General features: G+C 62.5%; 14 protein-coding genes. 13 read left to right on the top strand and 1 reads right to left on the bottom strand.

The genetic code is table 11. The annotated features are described in order from the left end of the window. The first annotated feature begins 212 nt into the window (after positions 1–212). The 12 genes from pglX (at position 213) to NFH66_RS10985 (ending at position 15700) form a co-directional block, all read left to right on the top strand. Positions 213–3833 carry a BREX-1 system adenine-specific DNA-methyltransferase PglX gene (pglX, locus tag NFH66_RS11040; RefSeq protein ID WP_349610352.1) on the top strand — a complete coding sequence of 1207 codons (3621 nt, stop codon included), beginning with the start codon at positions 213–215 and terminating at the stop codon, positions 3831–3833. A gap of 51 nt (positions 3834–3884) precedes the next feature. Then, positions 3885–4295: a hypothetical protein gene (locus NFH66_RS11035; RefSeq protein WP_349610351.1), complete on the top strand. Its 411-nt coding sequence runs from the start codon at positions 3885–3887 to the stop codon at positions 4293–4295. Between the two features lie 295 nt (positions 4296–4590). Beyond that, complete coding sequence (locus tag NFH66_RS11030) at positions 4591–4815, top strand: hypothetical protein (RefSeq protein WP_349610350.1); 225 nt, start codon at positions 4591–4593, stop codon at positions 4813–4815. Between the two features lie 22 nt (positions 4816–4837). After that, entirely contained in the window at positions 4838–5161 is a 324-nt protein-coding gene (locus NFH66_RS11025) for a hypothetical protein (RefSeq protein ID WP_349610349.1), read from the top strand. Between the two features lie 157 nt (positions 5162–5318). Further along, a complete protein-coding gene (gene pglZ, locus NFH66_RS11020) occupies positions 5319–7949 on the top strand; it encodes a BREX-1 system phosphatase PglZ type A (protein WP_349610348.1) in 2631 nt (876 codons plus the stop codon). A gap of 122 nt (positions 7950–8071) precedes the next feature. Continuing rightward, positions 8072–8311, top strand: coding sequence for a DUF2442 domain-containing protein (locus NFH66_RS11015; protein ID WP_349610347.1), 240 nt, complete (start codon positions 8072–8074; stop codon positions 8309–8311). 161 nt (positions 8312–8472) lie between these two features. After that, positions 8473–9704, top strand: a protein-coding gene (locus NFH66_RS11010) for an IS3 family transposase (RefSeq protein WP_502878658.1) whose coding sequence is annotated in 2 segments (ribosomal slippage) — positions 8473–8740 and positions 8740–9704 — 1233 coding nt in all. Because the reading frame shifts where the segments join, the coding sequence is not laid out codon by codon here. 24 nt (positions 9705–9728) lie between these two features. Continuing rightward, positions 9729–11750, top strand: a complete 2022-nt coding sequence (gene brxL, locus NFH66_RS11005; protein WP_349610346.1) for a protease Lon-related BREX system protein BrxL — start codon at positions 9729–9731, stop codon at positions 11748–11750. 161 nt (positions 11751–11911) lie between these two features. Next, a complete protein-coding gene (locus NFH66_RS11000) occupies positions 11912–12877 on the top strand; it encodes an ABC transporter substrate-binding protein (RefSeq protein ID WP_349610345.1) in 966 nt (321 codons plus the stop codon). 72 nt (positions 12878–12949) lie between these two features. After that, positions 12950–13831, top strand: coding sequence for an ABC transporter permease (locus NFH66_RS10995; RefSeq protein WP_349610344.1), 882 nt, complete (start codon positions 12950–12952; stop codon positions 13829–13831). Then, entirely contained in the window at positions 13828–14622 is a 795-nt protein-coding gene (locus NFH66_RS10990; protein ID WP_349610343.1) for an ABC transporter ATP-binding protein, read from the top strand. Before NFH66_RS10995 ends, NFH66_RS10990 begins: the two co-directional genes overlap by 4 nt. Positions 14623–14653: 31 nt before the next feature. After that, positions 14654–15700, top strand: coding sequence for a histone deacetylase family protein (locus NFH66_RS10985; protein WP_349610342.1), 1047 nt, complete (start codon positions 14654–14656; stop codon positions 15698–15700). 12 nt (positions 15701–15712) lie between these two features. Here NFH66_RS10985 and NFH66_RS10980 read toward each other — a convergent pair whose 3' ends face one another. Continuing rightward, a complete protein-coding gene (locus NFH66_RS10980; RefSeq protein ID WP_349610341.1) occupies positions 15713–16678 on the bottom strand; it encodes a DNA-binding protein in 966 nt (321 codons plus the stop codon). Between the two features lie 159 nt (positions 16679–16837). On the opposite strand from NFH66_RS10980, the gene dnaX reads away from it, so the two are divergent. Next, positions 16838–18754 carry a DNA polymerase III subunit gamma/tau gene (gene dnaX / locus NFH66_RS10975; protein ID WP_349610340.1) on the top strand — a complete coding sequence of 639 codons (1917 nt, stop codon included), beginning with the start codon at positions 16838–16840 and terminating at the stop codon, positions 18752–18754. Positions 18755–18762 lie beyond the last annotated feature (8 nt).

Below are 18762 nucleotides of genomic sequence, written 5' to 3'. Positions count from 1 at the left end.
CTCTCCCAGTCCATTTGTGTGCAGTATAGTCCGAGCGGGCTCGGCCGAGCAAGCGCGGACGCAGCTGTGCTCGGCGCGACCTGCACCATCACTGCGCTCCAACGCTTGACATCATCACCATTGCGCGACGAAGCCTGTCCCGTGTCCCAGGACGCGGGACAGGCGAGAACACCTTGCCAGCCCTTGGCAACCCGCACGACCAGGAATCTAGCATGAACACAGGGAACATCAAGAAGTACGCCCCCAAGGCGCGTACCCGCTTCATCGAGACCATGACCCGCCAGGCCGCCCGCTACGGCATCACCAAGGGCCACGTGGCGCCCGCCGAGGTGCGCGGCGACGTGATGCTGATCAGCGCCCTGGATGGCCAGACCCACAGCGTCCCCAAGGCCCTGCGCGGCCCCCGCGAGGCGCTGGCCAAGTGGGTGACCCAGCTGGGCTTCGAGCTGGCCATGGAGCAGGCCGCCTACAGCTGGTTCAACCGCCTGTGCGCGATCCGCTTCATGGAGCTCAAGGGCTATCTGGATCATGGCCGTCGGGTGCTCTCCCACCCGGACCACGAGGGCGGCTTCCAGATCCTCGATGATTGCCTGGAGATCGACCTGCCCGGGCTGGATACCGCCCGGGTGCGCGAGCTGAAGCTCGACGGCACCCAGGACGAGACGCTCTACCGCGAGCTGCTGCTGGCCCAGTGTCACGCCCTGCATGAGGCCATGCCGTTCCTGTTCGAGCCGTTGGACGACGCCAGCGAACTGCTACTGCCGGATAACCTGACCAAGACCGACTCGCTGATCCGCGAGCTGGTGGAAGCGATTCCCGAGGAGGACTGGCAGGACGTCGAGGTGATCGGCTGGCTCTACCAGTTCTACATCGCTGAGAAGAAGGATCAGGTGATCGGCAAGGTGGTGAAGAGCGAGGACATCCCGGCCGCCACCCAGCTGTTCACCCCTAACTGGATCGTCCAGTACCTGGTGCAGAACTCGGTGGGCCGCCAGTGGCTGCAGACCTACCCGGACTCCCCCCTTAAAGGCGAGATGCCGTACTACATCGAGCCCGCCGAGCAGGAGCCCGAGGTACAGGCCCAGTTGGACGCCATCACCCCGGCGAGCATCGACCCCGAGACCATCAAGGTGCTCGACCCCGCCTGTGGCTCCGGCCATATCCTGGTCGAGGCCTACAACGTGCTGAAGGCCATCTACGAGGAGCGCGGCTACCGCTCCCGGGACATCCCCAAGCTGGTCCTGGAGAACAACCTGTTCGGCCTGGATATCGACGACCGCGCCGCCCAGCTCGCCGGCTTCGCGCTACTGATGAAGGCCCGTGAGGACGATCGCCGGATCTTCACAAGAGGCGTTCGTCTCAACGTGATGGCCCTGCAGAGCACCCAGCACCTGGATGCCAGCACCCTGTGGCGCGACCTCAACCTCACCGGCGACTGGCACCAGGGCCAGTCCCAGAGCCTGTTCGAGGGCGAGCAAAAAGAGCTTTCAAGTAACGACAGCACCTACAAGGCCATCGTCGACCTGATCGAGCGCTTCCAGGACGCCAAGACCTTCGGCTCGCTGATCGAAGTGCCAAACAATTTTGAAGCGCCGCTCAAGACCTTGCTGGAAGAGCTGACCCAGCTTAGCGACAGCGGCGATACCATGCAGAAGACGGCTGCCAAACAGTTGATGCCGGTTGTACAGCAGGCTTGGATATTAGCGCAGCGGTACGATGCAGTTATTGCCAACCCTCCTTATATGGGCAGCAAGGGGATGAATAAGGCGCTGAAAGATTTTGCTAAGAGAGCATACCCGAACAGTAAGGCAGATCTCTTTGCTATCTTTATGGAGCACGCCTTCAGTCTGCTAGCACCGCTTGGCTACAACGCCCAGATTAACATGCAGTCGTGGATGTTTCTGTCTATCTACGAGAAACTTCGCGAGCAAATACTGAAAAATTGCACTATTACGACAATGGCGCATCTTGGCGCAAGGGCATTCGGTCAAATATCTGGTGAAGTGGTTCAGACTTCGGCTTGGGTCATTGGGAGCAGAAGTTTCCAGAACTATCGCCCTATGTTTTATCGTTTAACGGAAGGCAACGAAGAAGTAAAAAAGCAATCGCTTCTTCGTAAAGAAAAACTCTATTTTGGCATTTTTCAGGGTGAGTTTAAAAAGATTCCAGGTAGCCCAATTGCATATTGGTTGAGTCATGCTGTCATAGATAAATTCAAAGAAAACCAGCTATTAGGAGAAGTTGTCCCTGTTCGAGGCGGAATGACCACAGCTGAAAATGATAAATTTGTTAGGCTTTGGACTGAGGTAGATAGCAATAAGATAGGAAGGAATTATTGGGCTCCATATAACAAAGGAGGAGAATATAGGAAGTGGTACGGCAATCAAAATTGGGTTGTTTTATGGGATGGAAATGGATCGAAAATAAAATCTACCGGCAAGGCATCTGTCCGTTCTGAAGAGCTTTATTTCAAAAAGATGATAGGGTGGACAGATATAGCAAGTTATTCCCAGTTAGGCGTTCGGTATTACCCTGAGGGCTTTATTTTTGATGCTAGTGGGCCTTCGCTTTTCCCAAGTTCTGATTCGGATGCATATGCAGTTCTTGGGTTTCTTGCATCCAAGGTTGCATCACTGGTCATTAACTCACTTAACCCAACACTCCATGTCCAGTCCGGTAATATATCATCACTACCATTTGGTCAAGAAATTAGAAGTTCAGTAGACATAAATATTGTCATGGAGTTGTTGTCTGAGGCGAGAGAGGATTGGGATAGCTATGAGACCTCATGGAATTTTAAAGGTCCACCGCTGATCAGCCTTAAAAATCCATGCTTAACTATTATGAATGCCTACCAAAGTCTTGAGAAAAACTGGCGTGATAAGATATTAAAGGTAAAAAATCTCGAAGAGAGCAATAACCAATGTCTTATTGAGGCTTACGGCCTTAAAGATGAGTTGACGCCCGAAGCGCCACTAGACGAGGTTTCTCTTAATTACAATCCTTTCTATCGCTATGGTGGTTCTAAGAGTAAAAAAGAACTTGATACACTGCTCCAGTGCGACACAATAAAAGAGCTTGTATCGTACGGTATCGGCTGCATGATGGGGCGCTACTCTCTGGATAAGATAGGCCTGATTCTCGCCAGCCAAGGTGAAACTGTCCGTGACTACCTCACCCAGATCCCCGAGCCCAGCTTTGCACCCGATGAAAACGCCATCATCCCGCTCACCGATCAAGAGTGGTTCCCTGATGATGCCACCAACCGCTTCCGGGACTTCGTACGCACCGTCTGGGGTGAAGAATACCTGCAGGAAAATCTCGACTTCGTTGCCGAGAGCCTCTGCCTGCACGGCATCAAACCCAAGAAGGGGGAAGCAGCGCTGGAAACCATCCGTCGCTACCTGAGCACGCAGTTCTACAAGGACCATCTGCGCACCTACAAGAAGCGCCCCATCTACTGGCTGTTCAGCTCCGGCAAGCAGAAAGCCTTCGAGTGCCTGGTCTACCTGCACCGCTATAACGAAAGCACCTTGGCCGAGATGCGTACCGACTACGTGATCCCTCTCACCGAGAAGCTCGATGGCTATGTCGAGAAGCTGGAGCAGGACAAGGAAGCCAGCGCCTCCGCCGCCGAAGCCAAGCGCATCGAGAGGGAACTGAGCAAGCTCTACAAGCAGCAGGCCGAGCTCAATGCCTTCGACGAGAAGCTAAGACACTACGCCGACCAGCGGATCTCACTGGACCTGGATGATGGGGTGAAGGTGAACTATGGGAAGTTTGGCGATTTGTTGGCGGAAGTGAAGGCAGTGACCGGAGAGAAGGCGGGGTGAAGCTTGTCCGCAAAGAGTAAAAGTTCGGTGCAAGAGAATAGGAGGCATCAAATGAAATCAACACAGCTTAAAAAAATCTTTTTGGTAACTGTTTTCTTCCTGACAAGCTCTATCGCTTTTGCTGATGGCCTTTATGGCACAGGCGATAACTTTGGTGGGGGTTGGCAGTCAGATGGCATGGGCGGCGTCCAGGGGACAGGTGACAACTTTGGTCGTGGCTATCAAGCGGATGGCATGGGCGGCGTCCGAGGGACAGGCGATAATTTTGACCGAGGCTATCAATCCGATGGCATGGGTGGTTATCGAGGCACAGGTGATAACTTTGGTAGCGGTTGGCAGTCCGATGGCATGGGTGGTTATCGAGGTACAGGCGATAATTTTGGTAGCGGCTGGCAGTCCGATGGCATGGGCGGTTACCGCGGCACCGGTGATAATTTTGGCCGTGGTTACCAAAGACGGTAAGCCTCTAGCCTCATTACCGGCCAAATTGTATATAATAATCAAGCGAACAATGATCGCCTGGTTTTCTGGTACGACGCCCCGGGCTACTTTACCGATGCTTTGGACGAGCTCATTCTGGATGGCGTGCAGATCCTCAATATGGCCGGGCAGTCCACCTTCGGTGTAAAGCTGCGCCTGGAGTTAGAGGGTCAAAACACGCCGACATAGCTTTACTTACTCTACGAAGAGGCCGGCGTCGGAGTGCTAATTTTTGCGAGTATGATTGGAATCAAAACATAAATGGTAGAGGTTGTTAATGAAACTAAAAAATATCGAAGAGCTTATTGATAATCATGGTGAAATCACAATCGGCAGGGTTGGACCCGTTTGCTGTGGTGCCACTGCCTGTGATGAAGCCGACTGCCTCGCGATGCTGGTCAGGCGGCCTAATGAATCTTTGGAAGACTTGCTGGCACGTCTTGATTCTGCTATTGAGGATGCCATTGAGTACGATGTATTCACGGATGAAATCAATCAATAACTCACAACGTTAAGGAGAAGCCATGATCAACCCCGTCGGCCGTTGGCGCATTACCTGGATGGAAATGTGGGATCAGGACTTTGTCGATATGATCGAGCCTGGCCACTTCCGGTTCGATGAAAACGGCCTTGGCTATTTTATCTTTGGGGCTGTTGAAGGCCAGATCGATTACCGTCTTTCAGATGATGGCCAGCGGATCGAGTTTACGTGGTCAGGCAACGATGAAGGCGACGAGAAATCAGGACGCGGCTGGTTTGAGCTTGTATCTCCAGATGCCGCCAAAGGGTGCTTTTTCATTCATTGCGGAGATGAGTCCGAGCTGGAAATTAGCAAACTGGTCTCTTGAATAGACAACGCTCAGCAATGGCACAACCGATGGGCCCTTTTAAGCAGCCGCCATGTTAGAATTTTTGCATAACGTTCTACGCTGTGGTGCACCCCCGCACATTCGCAATACAGGCGGTCGAAACCCGCCTAATGTGTTCAGTCGGCAAGGAGGCTAGATGCAGCTCGACCAACTCCAGAATGGGCTCCGAAACGCCTTCTTCACTGACAGCCACCGCCTGGTCTTCTGGTACGACCCGCCTGGCCACTTCGCCGAAGCGCTGGATGATCTGTCCCTGAATGGCGTTCAGGTCCTCAATATGGCCGGGCAGTCTACCTTCGGGGTAAAGCTGCGCCTGGAGCTTGAGGAGTCCGAGACGCCGACGCTGCTCTACTTCCCCTACGCCGAGCCGGCGCCGGAAGATGACTGGCTGCTGGACATCAAGCTCTACTCGGGGCGCTTCTATGCCGATCAGCTCTCGATGATCTTCAACGAGCTGGGCCTTACACGGCACGCGCTGCGTGAGCATCTGGCACAGCGCCAGGCCTTCCTGGGCAGCCGCAAGCGCATCGAGGCGCTCAAGCGCCTGGTCACACCAGAGATGGATGAAGACGGCCTGGATCTGGCCATGTGCGCTGCCGTGGTGGGCGCACCCGCCGGCGATATTGCGACGCTACTGTTCCATCTTGGCGATGAGGCGGTGGCCGAAGAGACGGGGCTGGAGGGCAATCCCTCTTCGCTTGAGGAGATGGCCAAGTACGCCCTGGTGCCAAGCCTGGTGCGGGCGCTGCAGCTGGAGGTCGGCTATCCCGCAACTCAGGCGGAGCTCAGCGGGGAGGCACCGCTGCCGTTCGGCCAGCTGATGCTGCGGCTGCTGACCACCGGCTATTGCGAGAGCATCTCCGAGATCCCCGACTGGGCGCAGAGCCATGCCATCGCCTCGGTGAACGCCCGAGCCACCTCTCGGGCGCTGCTGTCGCGCTGGCGAGACAGCTCGCGCTTTTACCCGGCCTTCGATGTGATCTCCGGCTGGGTCGCCGAGGCACTGCGCATCGAGGACAAGATCCGCGACGTGCCGTTGGAGCGGCTGGCCAATGTGGCGACCTTCGAGGTGGTCGAAAAGCAGATCATCGTCGATCTGTGCCAGGCGATTCCCCAGGCCGACGTGCGTGACCTGGAGATGTTCCGCGGCATCATCGCCGAGCGCCTGGACGGCTACTGGGCCTCGCGGCACAAGAACGACGAGCGCCGAGCGCGCTATCGTCAGCTCTACGCCGCCCTGAGCGCCGCCATCGATCTGTTCGCCCTGCGACAGCGGCACCTCAACGGCTTTCACTACGAGAGCGTCGAGGCGCTCTACCACGCCTACAGCACCGAGCTCTACCGCTTCGATACTGCCTATCGCCACTACGCGGTGGCCTCTGACAGCACCGGCGTGGAGCTGCTCAAGAAGCTCGATGAGGCGGTGGAGCGTTGCTATGACGAGTGGTTCCTGGGTCAGCTCACCCGCAACTGGAGCGAGCGCATCGACGCCGAGGGGCGCCTGCACGACTGGAAGCTGCCGCGCATCCCCAACCAGCAGCACTTTTTCCGCGACGTGGTGCGCCCGCATCTGGACGCCCATCGCAACAAGCGCCTGGTGGTGATCATCAGCGACGCCTTCCGTTACGAGGCGGCCGAGGAGCTGCGCGAGCGCATCAACGCCAAGCGCTACAGCGAAGCCACTCTGAGCAGCCAGCTCGGCGTGGTGCCCAGTTACACCACCCTCGGCATGGCCTCACTGCTGCCACACCGTGAGCTCAGCTACCAGCCCGGCAGCGACAATGTGCTGGTGGATGGAAAGTCGAGCCAGGGCACCGAGAACCGCAGCCAGCGCCTGAGTGCCGCCGTGAGCGGCCAGGCCATGGCCGTGACCGCCGAGGAGGTGAGGGGCTGGTCCCGCGAGCAGGGCCGCGAGGCGATCAAGGGCATGCAGCTGGTCTACGTCTACCACAACGTGGTGGATGCTCGGGGGGATACCGCCAGCACCGAGAGCGAGACCTTCGCCGCGGTGGAGGACGCCATCGAGGAGCTCGATACGCTGACCCGCAAGATCCTCATGCACCTCAACACCAGCACCGTACTAGTCACCGCCGATCATGGCTTCCTGTTCCAGCGCAGCAAGCTGGATGCCACCGACCGCACCAGCCTGACCGAGAAGCCGGCCGGCGCCTTCAAGAGCAAGAAGCGCTATGTGCTCGGGACGAGCCTGCCCAACAACCCCAGCGTGTGGCACGGCCATACCCGCGAGACCGCCGGAACCACCTGCGAGACCGAGTTCTGGATTCCCAAGGGCGCGCACCGCTTCCACTTCATCAGCGGCGCTCGCTTCGTGCATGGCGGCATCATGCCCCAGGAGATCGTCGTGCCGGTGCTCACCGTCAAGCAGCTGCGCGGTGAGAAGGTCGAGAAGCGCACCCGCCGCAAGGTGGACGTGATCTCGCCCAAGGCCTCGCTGAAGATGGTCAACAACATCCAGCGCTTCGAGCTGCTGCAGACCGAGGCGGTCAGCGAGCAGCTCAAGCCCATCACCCTGGCCGTGGCTATCTTCGAGGGCACCGAGGCAGTCTCCAGCGAGGAGACAGTGACCTTCGACAGTACCAGCGACAACATGAACGAGCGCATGAAGTCCGTGCGTCTGTCGCTGTCGGGTACCGATTTCGACCGCAAGCGTGATTACTTCCTGGTGCTGCGCGACAAGGACCTCGGCACCGAGCTTGAGCGCTACCGGGTGGTCATCGACCTGGCGTTCACTGATGATTTCTTCTGATATCTGGCGAGGGAGCTTTCATGCTGCATCGCGATGAGCTGATGGCCGACTGGGCGCTGGCGATCGCGGGGGAAAGCCTCTACAAGATCGATCCGTTGTAATGGATGAGGAGATATGCCGCTATGTATTGGGATGTGAAGGTCGTCAGGCCGCAACCCGACTACACGCTCTACGTGGAGCTGGAAAATGGCCAGAAGGGTCTGTTCGACATGAAGCCCTATCTGGATCACGGCATTTTCCATGAGCTGCGCGATAGGGCCTACTTCGCCCGGGTCGATATTTTGTTCGGCGCCGTGACCTGGCCCAACGGTCAGGATATAGCGCCGGAAACACTGCTGGCTGAACTGAAGCAGCCGGCATGAAGGACAACGCTCACGGAGCCAGCAAGTGACAACGAGCCTGGAAGCCGGCAGCGCCGCAGTGGACGCTGCCGATACCGCCGACCTCGACACCCTGTATAGTGGACCCTGAAAACAAGACACTGGTTTAAGATATGCCGAGGCCGATTTCGAAGGGACCAGAGATGTCGAAGCAGAAACGTAACACCCACTCGCCGGAGCTGAAGGCCAAGGTCGCCTTGGAGGCGGTCCGTGGCTTGAAGACGGCCAACGAAATCGCGCAGGAATTCGGGGTCCACCCTGTCCAGGTCGGCCAGTGGAAGAAGGCGCTGCTGGCTGACTCGGCCACCTTGTTCGACAAGAAGCGGGGTCCCAAGCCCAAGCCTGAATATCAGACCGACGAGAAGCTCTACGGGGAGATCGGCCGCCTGAAGATGGAGCTCGACTGGCTGAAAAAAAAGTCCGGGATCAACCTGCCATGATCCGCCGCAGCTGGATCGATGCGACCGACCAGGTGCCCCTGGCTCGACAGTGCGCGTTGGCAGACGTCGCCAGATCAACGGTTTATGCTCAGCGACAGCCGAAGGTGCCAGCGGATCTGAATATCGAGCTATGCCACGCGCTCGATGAGATCTACACGCGCTGGCCGTTCTATGGCAGCCGTCGGATGGTGGTGGAGCTGGGGCGGCGTGGCTTTCGGGTCAACCGCAAGCGTGTTCAGCGTCTAATGCGCCACATGGGGCTGGCAGGCATGGCGCCAGGCCCTATGACCAGCCAATCGCACCCAGACCACAAGGTCTATCCGTACCTGCTACGCGGCGTATCGGTCACACGCCCGAATCAGGTGTGGAGCACCGATGTCACATACATTCGGCTGGCACATGGCTTCGTGTATCTGGTGGCGATCATCGACTGGTACAGCCGCAAGGTGTTGAGCTGGCGGCTGAGCAATACCATGGACGCCGGCTTCTGCGTCGATGCTCTGGAAAGCGCTCTGCGGCTGCATGGCGCGCCGGAGATCTTCAACAGCGACCAGGGCTCTCAATTCACGAGCCAGGCCTTCACGGGAGTGCTCAAGGACGCGGGCGTCACCATCAGCATGGACGGCCGTGGCCGGGCGTTCGACAACATCTTCGTCGAGCGGCTATGGCGGACGGTCAAGTATGAAGACGTGTACCTGAAGGGCTATGCGAGCCTCGGCGAGCTGACCCTCGGTCTATCCGACTACTTCGCGTTCTACAACGTCCAGCGCCCTCACCAGTCGCTGGAGAACCAGACCCCGGACGACGTTTATCAGTCGGGCCTCGGGGGCGGCGCTTCCATTCCTGACCACTTCGGTCGTCAGAAGGATGCCGCACAGAACCAAAACACAGGGCAGCGCTGTGCAGCTGCAACCATGGCTGAGACGATAACTTAAACCCGTTCGTTTTCTGTCTTGACGATGGGGTCCACTTTACTGCTCAACACCCACTTTGCCGGCCGGGTGGTGCGCAAGGACCTGACCCAGCGGGTCAAGGAAGGCGCCAACGTGCCGGTCTACGTGCTGGAGTACCTGCTCGGCATGTACTGCGCCTCCGACGATCAGGAGGTGATCGACGAGGGCCTGAAGAACGTCAAGACGATCCTCGCCGACAACTACGTGCGCCCCGACGAGGCCGAGAAGGTGAAGTCGCTGGTCCGCGAGCGCGGCAGCTTCAAGGTGATCGACCGGGTGACGGTGCGCCTCAACGAGAAGCAGGACTGCTACGAGGCGGCGTTCAGCAACCTGGGCATCAAGGATGCCGAGATCTCCGCGGGCATCGTCAAGGAGCACGAGAAGCTGCTGGTGGGGGGGATCTGGGTGATCGCCACCCTGAGCTACTACCACGAGGAGGGCCAGCGCGGCTCGCCGTTCGGGGTCAGCCAGCTCAAGCCGATCCAGATGCCCCACATGAACATGGAGGAGCTATTCGAGGGGCGCCGCGGCTTCACCACCGACCAGTGGCGCGAGGTGCTGATCCGCTCCATCGGCATGGAGCCCGCCGAGCTCGACGCCGAGGTGCAGTGGCACCTGCTGGCCCGAATGATTCCCTTCGTCGAGAACAACTACAACGCCTGCGAGCTGGGCTCCCGCGGCACCGGCAAGAGCCATATCTACAAGGAGTGCTCGCCCAACAGCATCCTGGTCTCCGGCGGGCAGACCACGGTGGCCAACCTGTTCTACAACATGAGCTCACGGCGCATCGGCCTGGTCGGCATGTGGGATCTGGTGGCCTTCGACGAAGTGGCCGGCATCTCGTTCAAGGACAAGGATGGCGTGCAGATCATGAAGGACTACATGGCTTCCGGCTCCTTCGCCCGCGGGCGCGAGCAGATGGAAGCCTCCGCCTCCATGGTGTTCATCGGCAACATCAACCAGAGCGTCGAGTCGTTGGTGAAGACCAGCCACCTGCTGACCCCGTTCCCCGACGCCATGATCGATGCCGCCTTCTTCGACCGCTTCCACGCCTACATTCCGGGCTGGGAGATCCCCAAGATGCGGCCGTCATTCTTCACTCAGCGCTATGGCTTCATCGTCGACTACCTGGCCGAGTTCTTCCGCGAGATGCGCAAGCGCAGCTTCGCCGATGCCATCGACCAGCACTTCCGCCTGGGCGATAACCTCAACCAGCGCGACGTCATTGCTGTGCGCAAGACCGTCTCCGGCCTGCTCAAGCTCCTCTTCCCGCATGGGGAGTATCATAAGGAGGACGTGCGCCACTGCCTGGAGTACGCCCTGCAGGTTCGCCGCCGGGTGAAGGAGCAGCTCAAGAAGATCGGCGGCATGGAGTTCTACGACGTCCACTTCAGCTACATCGACAAGGAGACGCTGGAGGAGCACTTTGTCTCGGTGAAGGAGCAAGGCGGCGGCGGGCTGATCCCCGAGGGGCTCGGCAAGCCCGGTGTGGTGCACACCATCGGCCTCAGCGATAAGGGTATGCCCGGGGTCTACCGCATCGAACTCCAGGTCACCGCCGGCAGCGGAAAGCTGGCCATGTCGGGGCTGTGGAACTCCACCTCCGCCAAGGAGCAGGTCAAGATGGCCTTCGACTACTTCAAGGCCAACGCCAGCCGCATCAGTGGCTCCAGCAAGGTGCTGGAGCACGACTTCCACCTGCATGTGGTCGACCTGCAGAACACCGGCGTGCTGCGCGACCTGGCCCTGGCCAGCCTGGTGGCTTTCTCGTCCGGGTTGCTGGGCCGGCCCACCCAGAGCCAGATGGTGGTGCTGGGCGACATGAGCCTGGGTGGCAGCCTTAAGCCCGTGGAGAACCTCGCCGAATGCCTGCAGGTGGCCTTCGACGCCGGCGGCAAGCGCGTCACCCTGCCCATGAGCAGCGCCATGGATATCTCCACTATTCCCGCCGAGCTGTTCACCAAATTTCAGACGAGCTTTTATGCTGAGCCGGTGGATGCCGTGGTGAAGGCGCTGGGGGTGGAGTGATCGGATAACAGGCAGGTTTGCCGTACCGCCAACAAGCCATTCGTTGGCGGTTCCTATTGGCCGCGGCAGGGAAGCGCGCTAAGGTGCAGGCTTCGCCTTTCCGAGGCGTTGCAACGACTCACCAAGCGCAACAACTCATCAACAGAAGAAGAGGGAACACCATGATGCGGCGTCGAATCCTCTCCGCGGTGCTGGGCTCCATGCTGATGGCCGGCGCGGCACAGGCCGAGACCGTCACCCTCGGCATCTCCCAGATCGTCGAGCACCCCGCCCTGGATGCCAGTCGCCAGGGCGCCCTGGACGAGCTTGCCGAACGCGGCTATGTAGAGGGCGACAACCTCGAGGTCGACTTCCAGAATGCCCAGGGTGACACCTCGATCGCCGCCCAGATCGCCCGCAAGTTCGCCGGCGACCGCCCCGACCTGGTGCTGGCGATCAGCACGCCCTCGGCCCAGGCCGCGGCCTCGGCACTGCAGGACGATACCCCCATCGTCTTCACCGCCGTCACCGACCCGCTGGTCGCCAAGCTGGTGAGCGACATGGACGCCCCCGGTGGCAATATCACCGGGGTGGTGGACGCACCGCCGCTCGAGGCGCAGCTGCAGCTGATCCGCGACATGTTCCCCGCGGCCGAGCGGCTGGGCGTGATCTACAACCCCGGCGAGGCCAACTCCGTCTCCCAGGCCGAGAAGCTCAATGCGTTGGCGCCTGGCCTCGGCTTCGAGCTGGTTGAGGTGACCGCCTCGCGCACCTCCGAGGTGATGGGCGCGGCACGCAGCCTGGCCGGTCGCGTGGATGCCATCTACGTGCCGGTGGACAACACCGTGGTCTCGGCCCTGGAGAGCGTGCTCAAGGTGGGCTACGACGCCGACATCCCGGTGTTCACCGGCGACAACTCCTCCGTCGAGCGTGGCGCCCTGGCCTCACTGGGCTTCAGCTACTACGACATGGGCCGCCAGACCGGCGAGATGATCGCGCGCATCCTGGGTGGCGAGCAGGCCGGCGATCTGCCGGTGGGCACCGTCGAGAAGTTCGAACTGATCCTCAACCGTGACGCCGCCGAGCAAATCGGCTACGAGATCCCGGCCGAGTTCGAGGAGCAGGCGGTCGAGATCTTCGACCAATAGAATAAACCCGACGAGAACGAACCGGGGAGGGGCGACCCTCTCCGCGGTTGCTCCTCGTGCTTGGAAGCCTTCATGAGTCTTATCGCCTTTCTGGGGGCCATCGAACTTGGCCTCATCTTTGGTTTTGTGGCGCTCGGCGTCTATCTCTCCTTCCGTGTTCTGGACTTTCCCGATCTCACCGTCGATGGCAGTTTCCCGCTGGGCGCTGCCGTGGCGGCGGTGTGGATCGTCGGCGGTGGCAACCCCTGGGTAGGTACTGCCCTCGCCGTCGTTGCCGGCGCCATGGCGGGCACGGTGACCGCCTGGATGGCGGTGAAGCTCAAGATCCTCAACCTGCTGGCGTCGATCCTGTCGATGATCGCGCTCTACTCGATCAACCTGCGGGTGATGGGGCGACCCAATATCGCGCTGTTGACCGACGACACCATCTTCACGCCGCTGGAGTCGCTGCCGGTCAGCCGCTACGTGATCTTCCCGCTGGCGATTCTCGCCGGCCTGGCGGTGGTCACCGTGCTGCTCAATCGCTTCCTCAACAGCGAGGTGGGCCTGGCGATGCGGGCCACCGGCGAGAATGCGCGCATGGCCTCGGGCAACGGCATCAACACCTCGGTGATGGTGCTCTCCGGCATGGCGCTCTCCAATGCCCTGGTGGCCCTGGGCGGCGCGCTGTTCGCTCAGAGCCAGGGCAGCGCCGATGTGACCATGGGCGTGGGCACCATCGTGGTCGGGCTGGCGGCCGTGATCGGCGGACAGTCGCTGATCCCCGGACGCACCATCCTGGTGGCCACCCTGGCCTGCATCTTCGGCTCCATTCTCTATCGCCTGATGGTGGCGGTGGCGCTCAACGCCGACTTCATCGGCCTGAAGGCCCAGGACCTCAACCTGGTCACTGCCCTGCTGGTCGGCTTCGCGCTGGTGCTCCCGCGGCTCAAGCTCAGGAGGCGTAGCGCATGATCGAGCTACAGGATATCCATGTCACCTTCAACCCCGGCACGCCGCTCGAGAACCATGTGCTCAAGGGGGTCGACCTGACCATCGCCGAGGGCGAGTTCGTGACCGTGATCGGCGGCAACGGCGCGGGCAAGTCGACGCTGCTCAACGTGCTGGCCGGCGAGATCATCGCCCAGCCCGGGCGGGTGATGATCGGCGGGCGCGATGTTACGCGGCTGTCGGCCTTCAAGCGTGCCGACCTGGTGGCGCGCGTCTACCAGGATCCGTTGGCCGGCACCTGCAGTACCCTGACCCTCGAGGAGAACATGGCCCTGGCCTTCGCCCGCGGGCGGCGTCGGCGCCTGGGGCGGGCCCTCGACGCCAGCCTGCGCAGCCGCCTGCGCGACAACCTGGCGCGCCTTGGCCTGGGGCTGGAGGATCGTCTCCATGACAGTATCGGACTGCTCTCCGGTGGCCAGCGCCAGGCGGTCAGCCTGTTGATGGCGGCGCTGCAGCCCATGGAGATCCTGCTCCTGGACGAGCATACCGCGGCACTTGACCCGCGCATCGCCAGCTTCGTGCTCGAGCTCTCCGCCGATATCATTCGTGAGCAGCGCCTCACCGCCCTGATGGTGACCCATAGCATGCGCCAGGCCCTGGACGTGGGGAGTCGCACCATCATGATGGACCAGGGCGAGGTGGCGTTCGACGTCAAGGGCGATGAGCGCGAGGGGCTCGGCGTACCGGATCTGCTCAGGCTCTTCGAGCGGGCCCGCGGCGAGCAGGTCGATGACGACTCGCTGCTGTTGGGCTGAAGAGCTCTAGGCGCGAACAAGGAGACATGCCATGCGCATCTATCACACCGAGGTCACCAAGGCGCGCCGGGCACGCACGGAGCTCGACGGCGGCCAACTGGTAGCGCCCTGGGAGTGCCCGGAGCGGGTCGATATGATCCTGGCCGGGTTACGCGAGGCGGGCTTCCAGGACGTGGTCGCACCCTCCGAGCACGGCCTGGCGCCGGTGCTGGCGGTGCACGATGCCGACTACGTCGACTTTCTGGCGAGCTGCTGGGACGACTGGCAGGCGCTGGGTCGCGAGGGTGAGGCCATCGCCTGGGTCTGGCCCACCCGCACGATGCCGGGGCGACGCATTCCGAACTGCGTCGACGGGCGCCTGGGGCACTACGCCCTGGGGGCGGATACCTCGATCTGTTCGGGTACCTTCGAGGCGGCCATGGCCAGCAAGGACGTGGCGCTCTCGGCGCTGGACCACGTGCTGGCCACGGGCGAGCCGGCCTTCGGGCTGTGCCGCCCGCCGGGCCATCATGCCGCCGCCGACCAGTTCGGTGGCTACTGCTTCTTCAATAATGCCGCCGTGGCCGCCCAGCGGGCGCTGGGCGCGGGCCTGTCGCGGGTGGCGATCCTCGACGTGGACTTCCACCACGGCAACGGCACTCAGCAGATCTTCGAGGCGCGCAGCGACGTGCTGTTCGTGTCGATCCACGGCGACCCCATGACCTGCTTCCCCTACTTCATGGGTCACGCCGACGAGGTGGGCGAGGGCGAGGGGGCGGGCTATACCGTCAACTACCCGCTGCCCGAGGGCACCGGCGCCGAGGTGTGGTTCCACGTGCTGGACGCGGCCATGGAGCGCATCGCCGAGGCGGGCTGCGAGCTGTTGATCGTCTCGCTTGGGGTGGATACCTTCGCGGGAGATCCGATCAGTGCCTTCCGGCTGGCCAGTGAGGACTTCACCGAGATGGGGCGGCGCCTGGCGACGCTGGGCCTGCCTACCCTGGTGCTGATGGAGGGGGGCTACGCGGTGGCGGAGATCGGCGTCAACGTGGCCAATGTGCTGAGCGGCTTCGAGCAGGGGGCCCGCGCAGGGAAATAACGGCGAACGGGATTACTCCCGCTCGCCCTGGGGGCGCATGTTGCGCTGGCGCTGTTGCACCTGCATGGCGTCCATGCGGGACTTGAGGGCGCTCTGGGTGGCCTGCAGCGCCTCGGCGCGGATCTCCGCCTTGGTGGCGCGCTGGGCGGCTTCCTGGGCCTGTTTCTGGGCCTCTTGCTTGGCCCGCTCCACGGCATCCAGCCGCGCCTTCTGCTCGGCGCGCATCTCGGCGATCTCCTGACGCTGGCGGGCACGCTCCTCCTGCATCTCGCGCTTGAGCTGGCCGATCTGCTCGGCCCTCTCACGCGCCTGTTCCAGGGCGCCGTCGCGTTGGCTCTCGGCCACCGCCTGGGCGCGCTCGGCCTTGATGCGCTTCTCCTCGACGGCGCGGGTCTCGCGCTCGGCGGCCAGCCGCGCCTGCTGCGCCTCCTCGAGCTGTTCGCGCAGCATGGCGACCTGCTGGCGGTGCTGAATCAGCCCTTCCTGCGCCTCCCGGGCCAGCCGCTGCTGGCGCTCCAGGTCGTCGCACAGGCCATCGTGCTCGGCCTGCAGGGCGCTGTAGCGCTCGCCGCTGGCACGGTATTCGCGCTCGATTTGCTCGAGACGCTGCTCCAGTTCGACGTTGCGCCGCTCCAGGGTCTCGCCGATCTCGGCCAGGGTGGTGGCGTCGGCGCAGGCTTCGTCGGCCAGTCGTCGACCCTCGCTCAGGCCGCTTTCGGCGTGTGCCGCCAGCTGCCGCTCCAGCGCATCGATCAGTGCCGTGGGGAGGCGCGGGGCGGGCGGCTCCGGTGCGGTACGGGCGCCGCGCCAGGTGCCAAGATGCCGCTGGGCAACGTTGGGCGAGCCGGTGCCGAGCAGTTCCAGCACCCGCTGCAGGGTGGGCTCGGCGCCTCGCTGCTCCAGGTTCTCGGCGGCGGCGGCGACCTGCTCGTAGGTGAGCGAAGAGATGCCGTGGGCGGGATCTTGGGGTTGGCTCATGGTGTCGTCGTCCCTGTAATGGCCAGTGGCGGCCAGACTAGCACAGCACTGGGGCCACGGGCAGAGTGGCTCGCTTTCCGCGGCGTCCCCCGGGCGCTAGAATGAACGCTTCCTGCCGGCGTTGCCGGCTTTCGTTTTCCCGCAAGGATATCGCGCCGCATGAGCTATCAGGTTCTGGCCCGCAAGTGGCGACCGCGCACCTTCCATGAACTGGTCGGCCAGGAGCATGTCCAGCGTGCGCTGGTCAATGCGCTGGACCAGGGGCGGTTGCACCACGCCTACCTGTTCACCGGTACCCGCGGCGTGGGTAAGACCACCCTGGCGCGCATTCTCGCCAAGTGCCTCAACTGCACCGCCGGTGGCCGCGGTGACGAGGGCGTGACCTCCACTCCCTGCGGCGAGTGCGACAGCTGCCGGGCCATCGACGAGGGGCGCTTCGTCGACCTGATCGAGGTGGACGCGGCCTCGCGCACCAAGGTCGAGGATACCCGCGAGCTGCTCGACAACGTGCAGTACGCGCCGACCCAGGGGCGCTACAAGGTGTACCTGATCGACGAGGTGCACATGCTCTCCACCAGCAGCTTCAACGCGCTGCTCAAGACCCTGGAGGAGCCGCCGCCCCATGTGAAGTTCCTGCTGGCCACCACCGATCCGCAGAAGCTGCCGCCCACGGTGCTGTCGCGCTGCCTGCAGTTCACCCTCAAGCACATGCCGCCGGAGCGCGTCGTCGAGCACCTCGCCAGGGTGCTCGAGGCCGAGTCGGTGCCCTTCGAGGAGGGCGCCCTGTGGCTGCTGGGGCGCGCCGCAGAGGGCTCCATGCGCGATGCCATGAGCCTCACCGACCAGGCCATCGCCTTCGGCCAGGGGCGCGTCGAGCATGCCGACGTGGCGGCCATGCTGGGCACCCTCGACCAGCGCCACGTGCTGGCGCTGGTCGAGGCCCTGGCCGAGGTGGATGCCGCGCGGCTGCTGGCCGAGGTGTCGAGCCTCGCCGAGCGCGCCCCGGACTTCGCCGGCGTGCTCGACGAGGTGACCGGCGTGTTGCATCGGCTGGCCATCGCCCAGATGGTGCCCGAGGCCCTGGACAATGCCCAGGGGGATCGCGAGGCGCTGCTGGCACTCGCCGCGCGGTTTACCGCCGAGGACGTGCAGCTCTACTACCAGATCGGCATCCAGGGGCGTGGCGACATGGCCAGTGCGCCGGACCTGCGCAGCGCGCTGGAGATGACCCTGCTGCGCATGCTCGCCTTCCGCCCCCAGGGCGTACCCAGGCCGGCCACGACACCACTGCCGCTGCGCGGCGCCTCCGTGGATGGCGGCCCGCCGCCGGCCACCGGTAAGCCGGGGGAGCAGGCGGTGGCCCAGGCACCGTCGTCGGGTGTCACTGCCGAGCCGACGCCATCGAGGGAGGCGCCCGCCGAACCGGCTGCTCCGCCATCGAGCGAGGCGCCCGCCGAACCGGCTGCTCCGCCATCGAGCGAGGCGCCCGCCGAACCGGCTGCTCCGCCATCGAGCGAGGCGCCCGCCGAACTGGCCGCTCCGCCATCTGATATTCCGGCTCCCGGCGCGCCACCCGCCGTCGTCGAGGACGCCACGCCGCCGGTCGACCCGGCGGATGGCCCGAGCCACGCTGCCGCGGAACCCGAGTCGACGGGGGTGTCAAACACGGCAGATGGCCGCTTCAGCCACGCCGACTGGCTGGCCTGTTTCGAGGCGTTGCGCCTGGGAGGGTTGACGCGCAACCTGGCCGCCGGCTGTGTGGTGGAGGAGGATGACGGTGAACGGCTGCGGCTGCGCCTCGATCCGACGCTCTCCGCGATGCGCGCCGACATCCATATCGAGCGCATGCAGCACGCCCTGGCCGAGCACGGCGTCTCACGCCGGCTGGTGGTCGAGGAGGGGGAGATCCCGTCCGCTATCGAGACCCCGCGTCAGCAGGCCGAGCGCCTCGCCGCCCTGCGTCACGCCCGGGCGGTTGAGGCGCTGGGGAGCGACCCCCATGTTCAGCAACTTCAGCAGGCCTTCGGTGCCCGGCTGATCGAGTCCACGGTGAAACCCGCCGGCGACCTACACTAGACGACCAG

The organism is Halomonas sp. H10-9-1 (genome assembly GCF_040147005.1).
GTDB lineage: Bacteria > Pseudomonadota > Gammaproteobacteria > Pseudomonadales > Halomonadaceae > Halomonas.
The sequence above is the reverse complement of the archived record's forward strand: the minus strand, read 5'-3'. Positions and strand labels throughout refer to the sequence as shown.

Excerpts from the sequence above, each read along its gene's own strand:
- NFH66_RS10985 (WP_349610342.1), top strand. The coding sequence starts at position 14,654 with ATGCGCATCTATCACACCGAGGTCACCAAGGCGCGCCGGGCACGCACG.
- NFH66_RS11015 (WP_349610347.1), top strand. The coding sequence starts at position 8,072 with ATGTATTGGGATGTGAAGGTCGTCAGGCCGCAACCCGACTACACGCTC.
- NFH66_RS10990 (WP_349610343.1), top strand. The coding sequence starts at position 13,828 with ATGATCGAGCTACAGGATATCCATGTCACCTTCAACCCCGGCACGCCG.
- NFH66_RS11025 (WP_349610349.1), top strand. The coding sequence starts at position 4,838 with ATGATCAACCCCGTCGGCCGTTGGCGCATTACCTGGATGGAAATGTGG.
- pglX (WP_349610352.1), top strand. The coding sequence starts at position 213 with ATGAACACAGGGAACATCAAGAAGTACGCCCCCAAGGCGCGTACCCGC.
- NFH66_RS11030 (WP_349610350.1), top strand. The coding sequence starts at position 4,591 with ATGAAACTAAAAAATATCGAAGAGCTTATTGATAATCATGGTGAAATC.
- dnaX (WP_349610340.1), top strand. The coding sequence starts at position 16,838 with ATGAGCTATCAGGTTCTGGCCCGCAAGTGGCGACCGCGCACCTTCCAT.
- NFH66_RS10980 (WP_349610341.1), bottom strand. The coding sequence starts at position 16,678 with ATGAGCCAACCCCAAGATCCCGCCCACGGCATCTCTTCGCTCACCTAC.
- NFH66_RS11000 (WP_349610345.1), top strand. The coding sequence starts at position 11,912 with ATGATGCGGCGTCGAATCCTCTCCGCGGTGCTGGGCTCCATGCTGATG.
- pglZ (WP_349610348.1), top strand. The coding sequence starts at position 5,319 with ATGCAGCTCGACCAACTCCAGAATGGGCTCCGAAACGCCTTCTTCACT.
- brxL (WP_349610346.1), top strand. The coding sequence starts at position 9,729 with ATGGGGTCCACTTTACTGCTCAACACCCACTTTGCCGGCCGGGTGGTG.
- NFH66_RS11035 (WP_349610351.1), top strand. The coding sequence starts at position 3,885 with ATGAAATCAACACAGCTTAAAAAAATCTTTTTGGTAACTGTTTTCTTC.
- NFH66_RS10995 (WP_349610344.1), top strand. The coding sequence starts at position 12,950 with ATGAGTCTTATCGCCTTTCTGGGGGCCATCGAACTTGGCCTCATCTTT.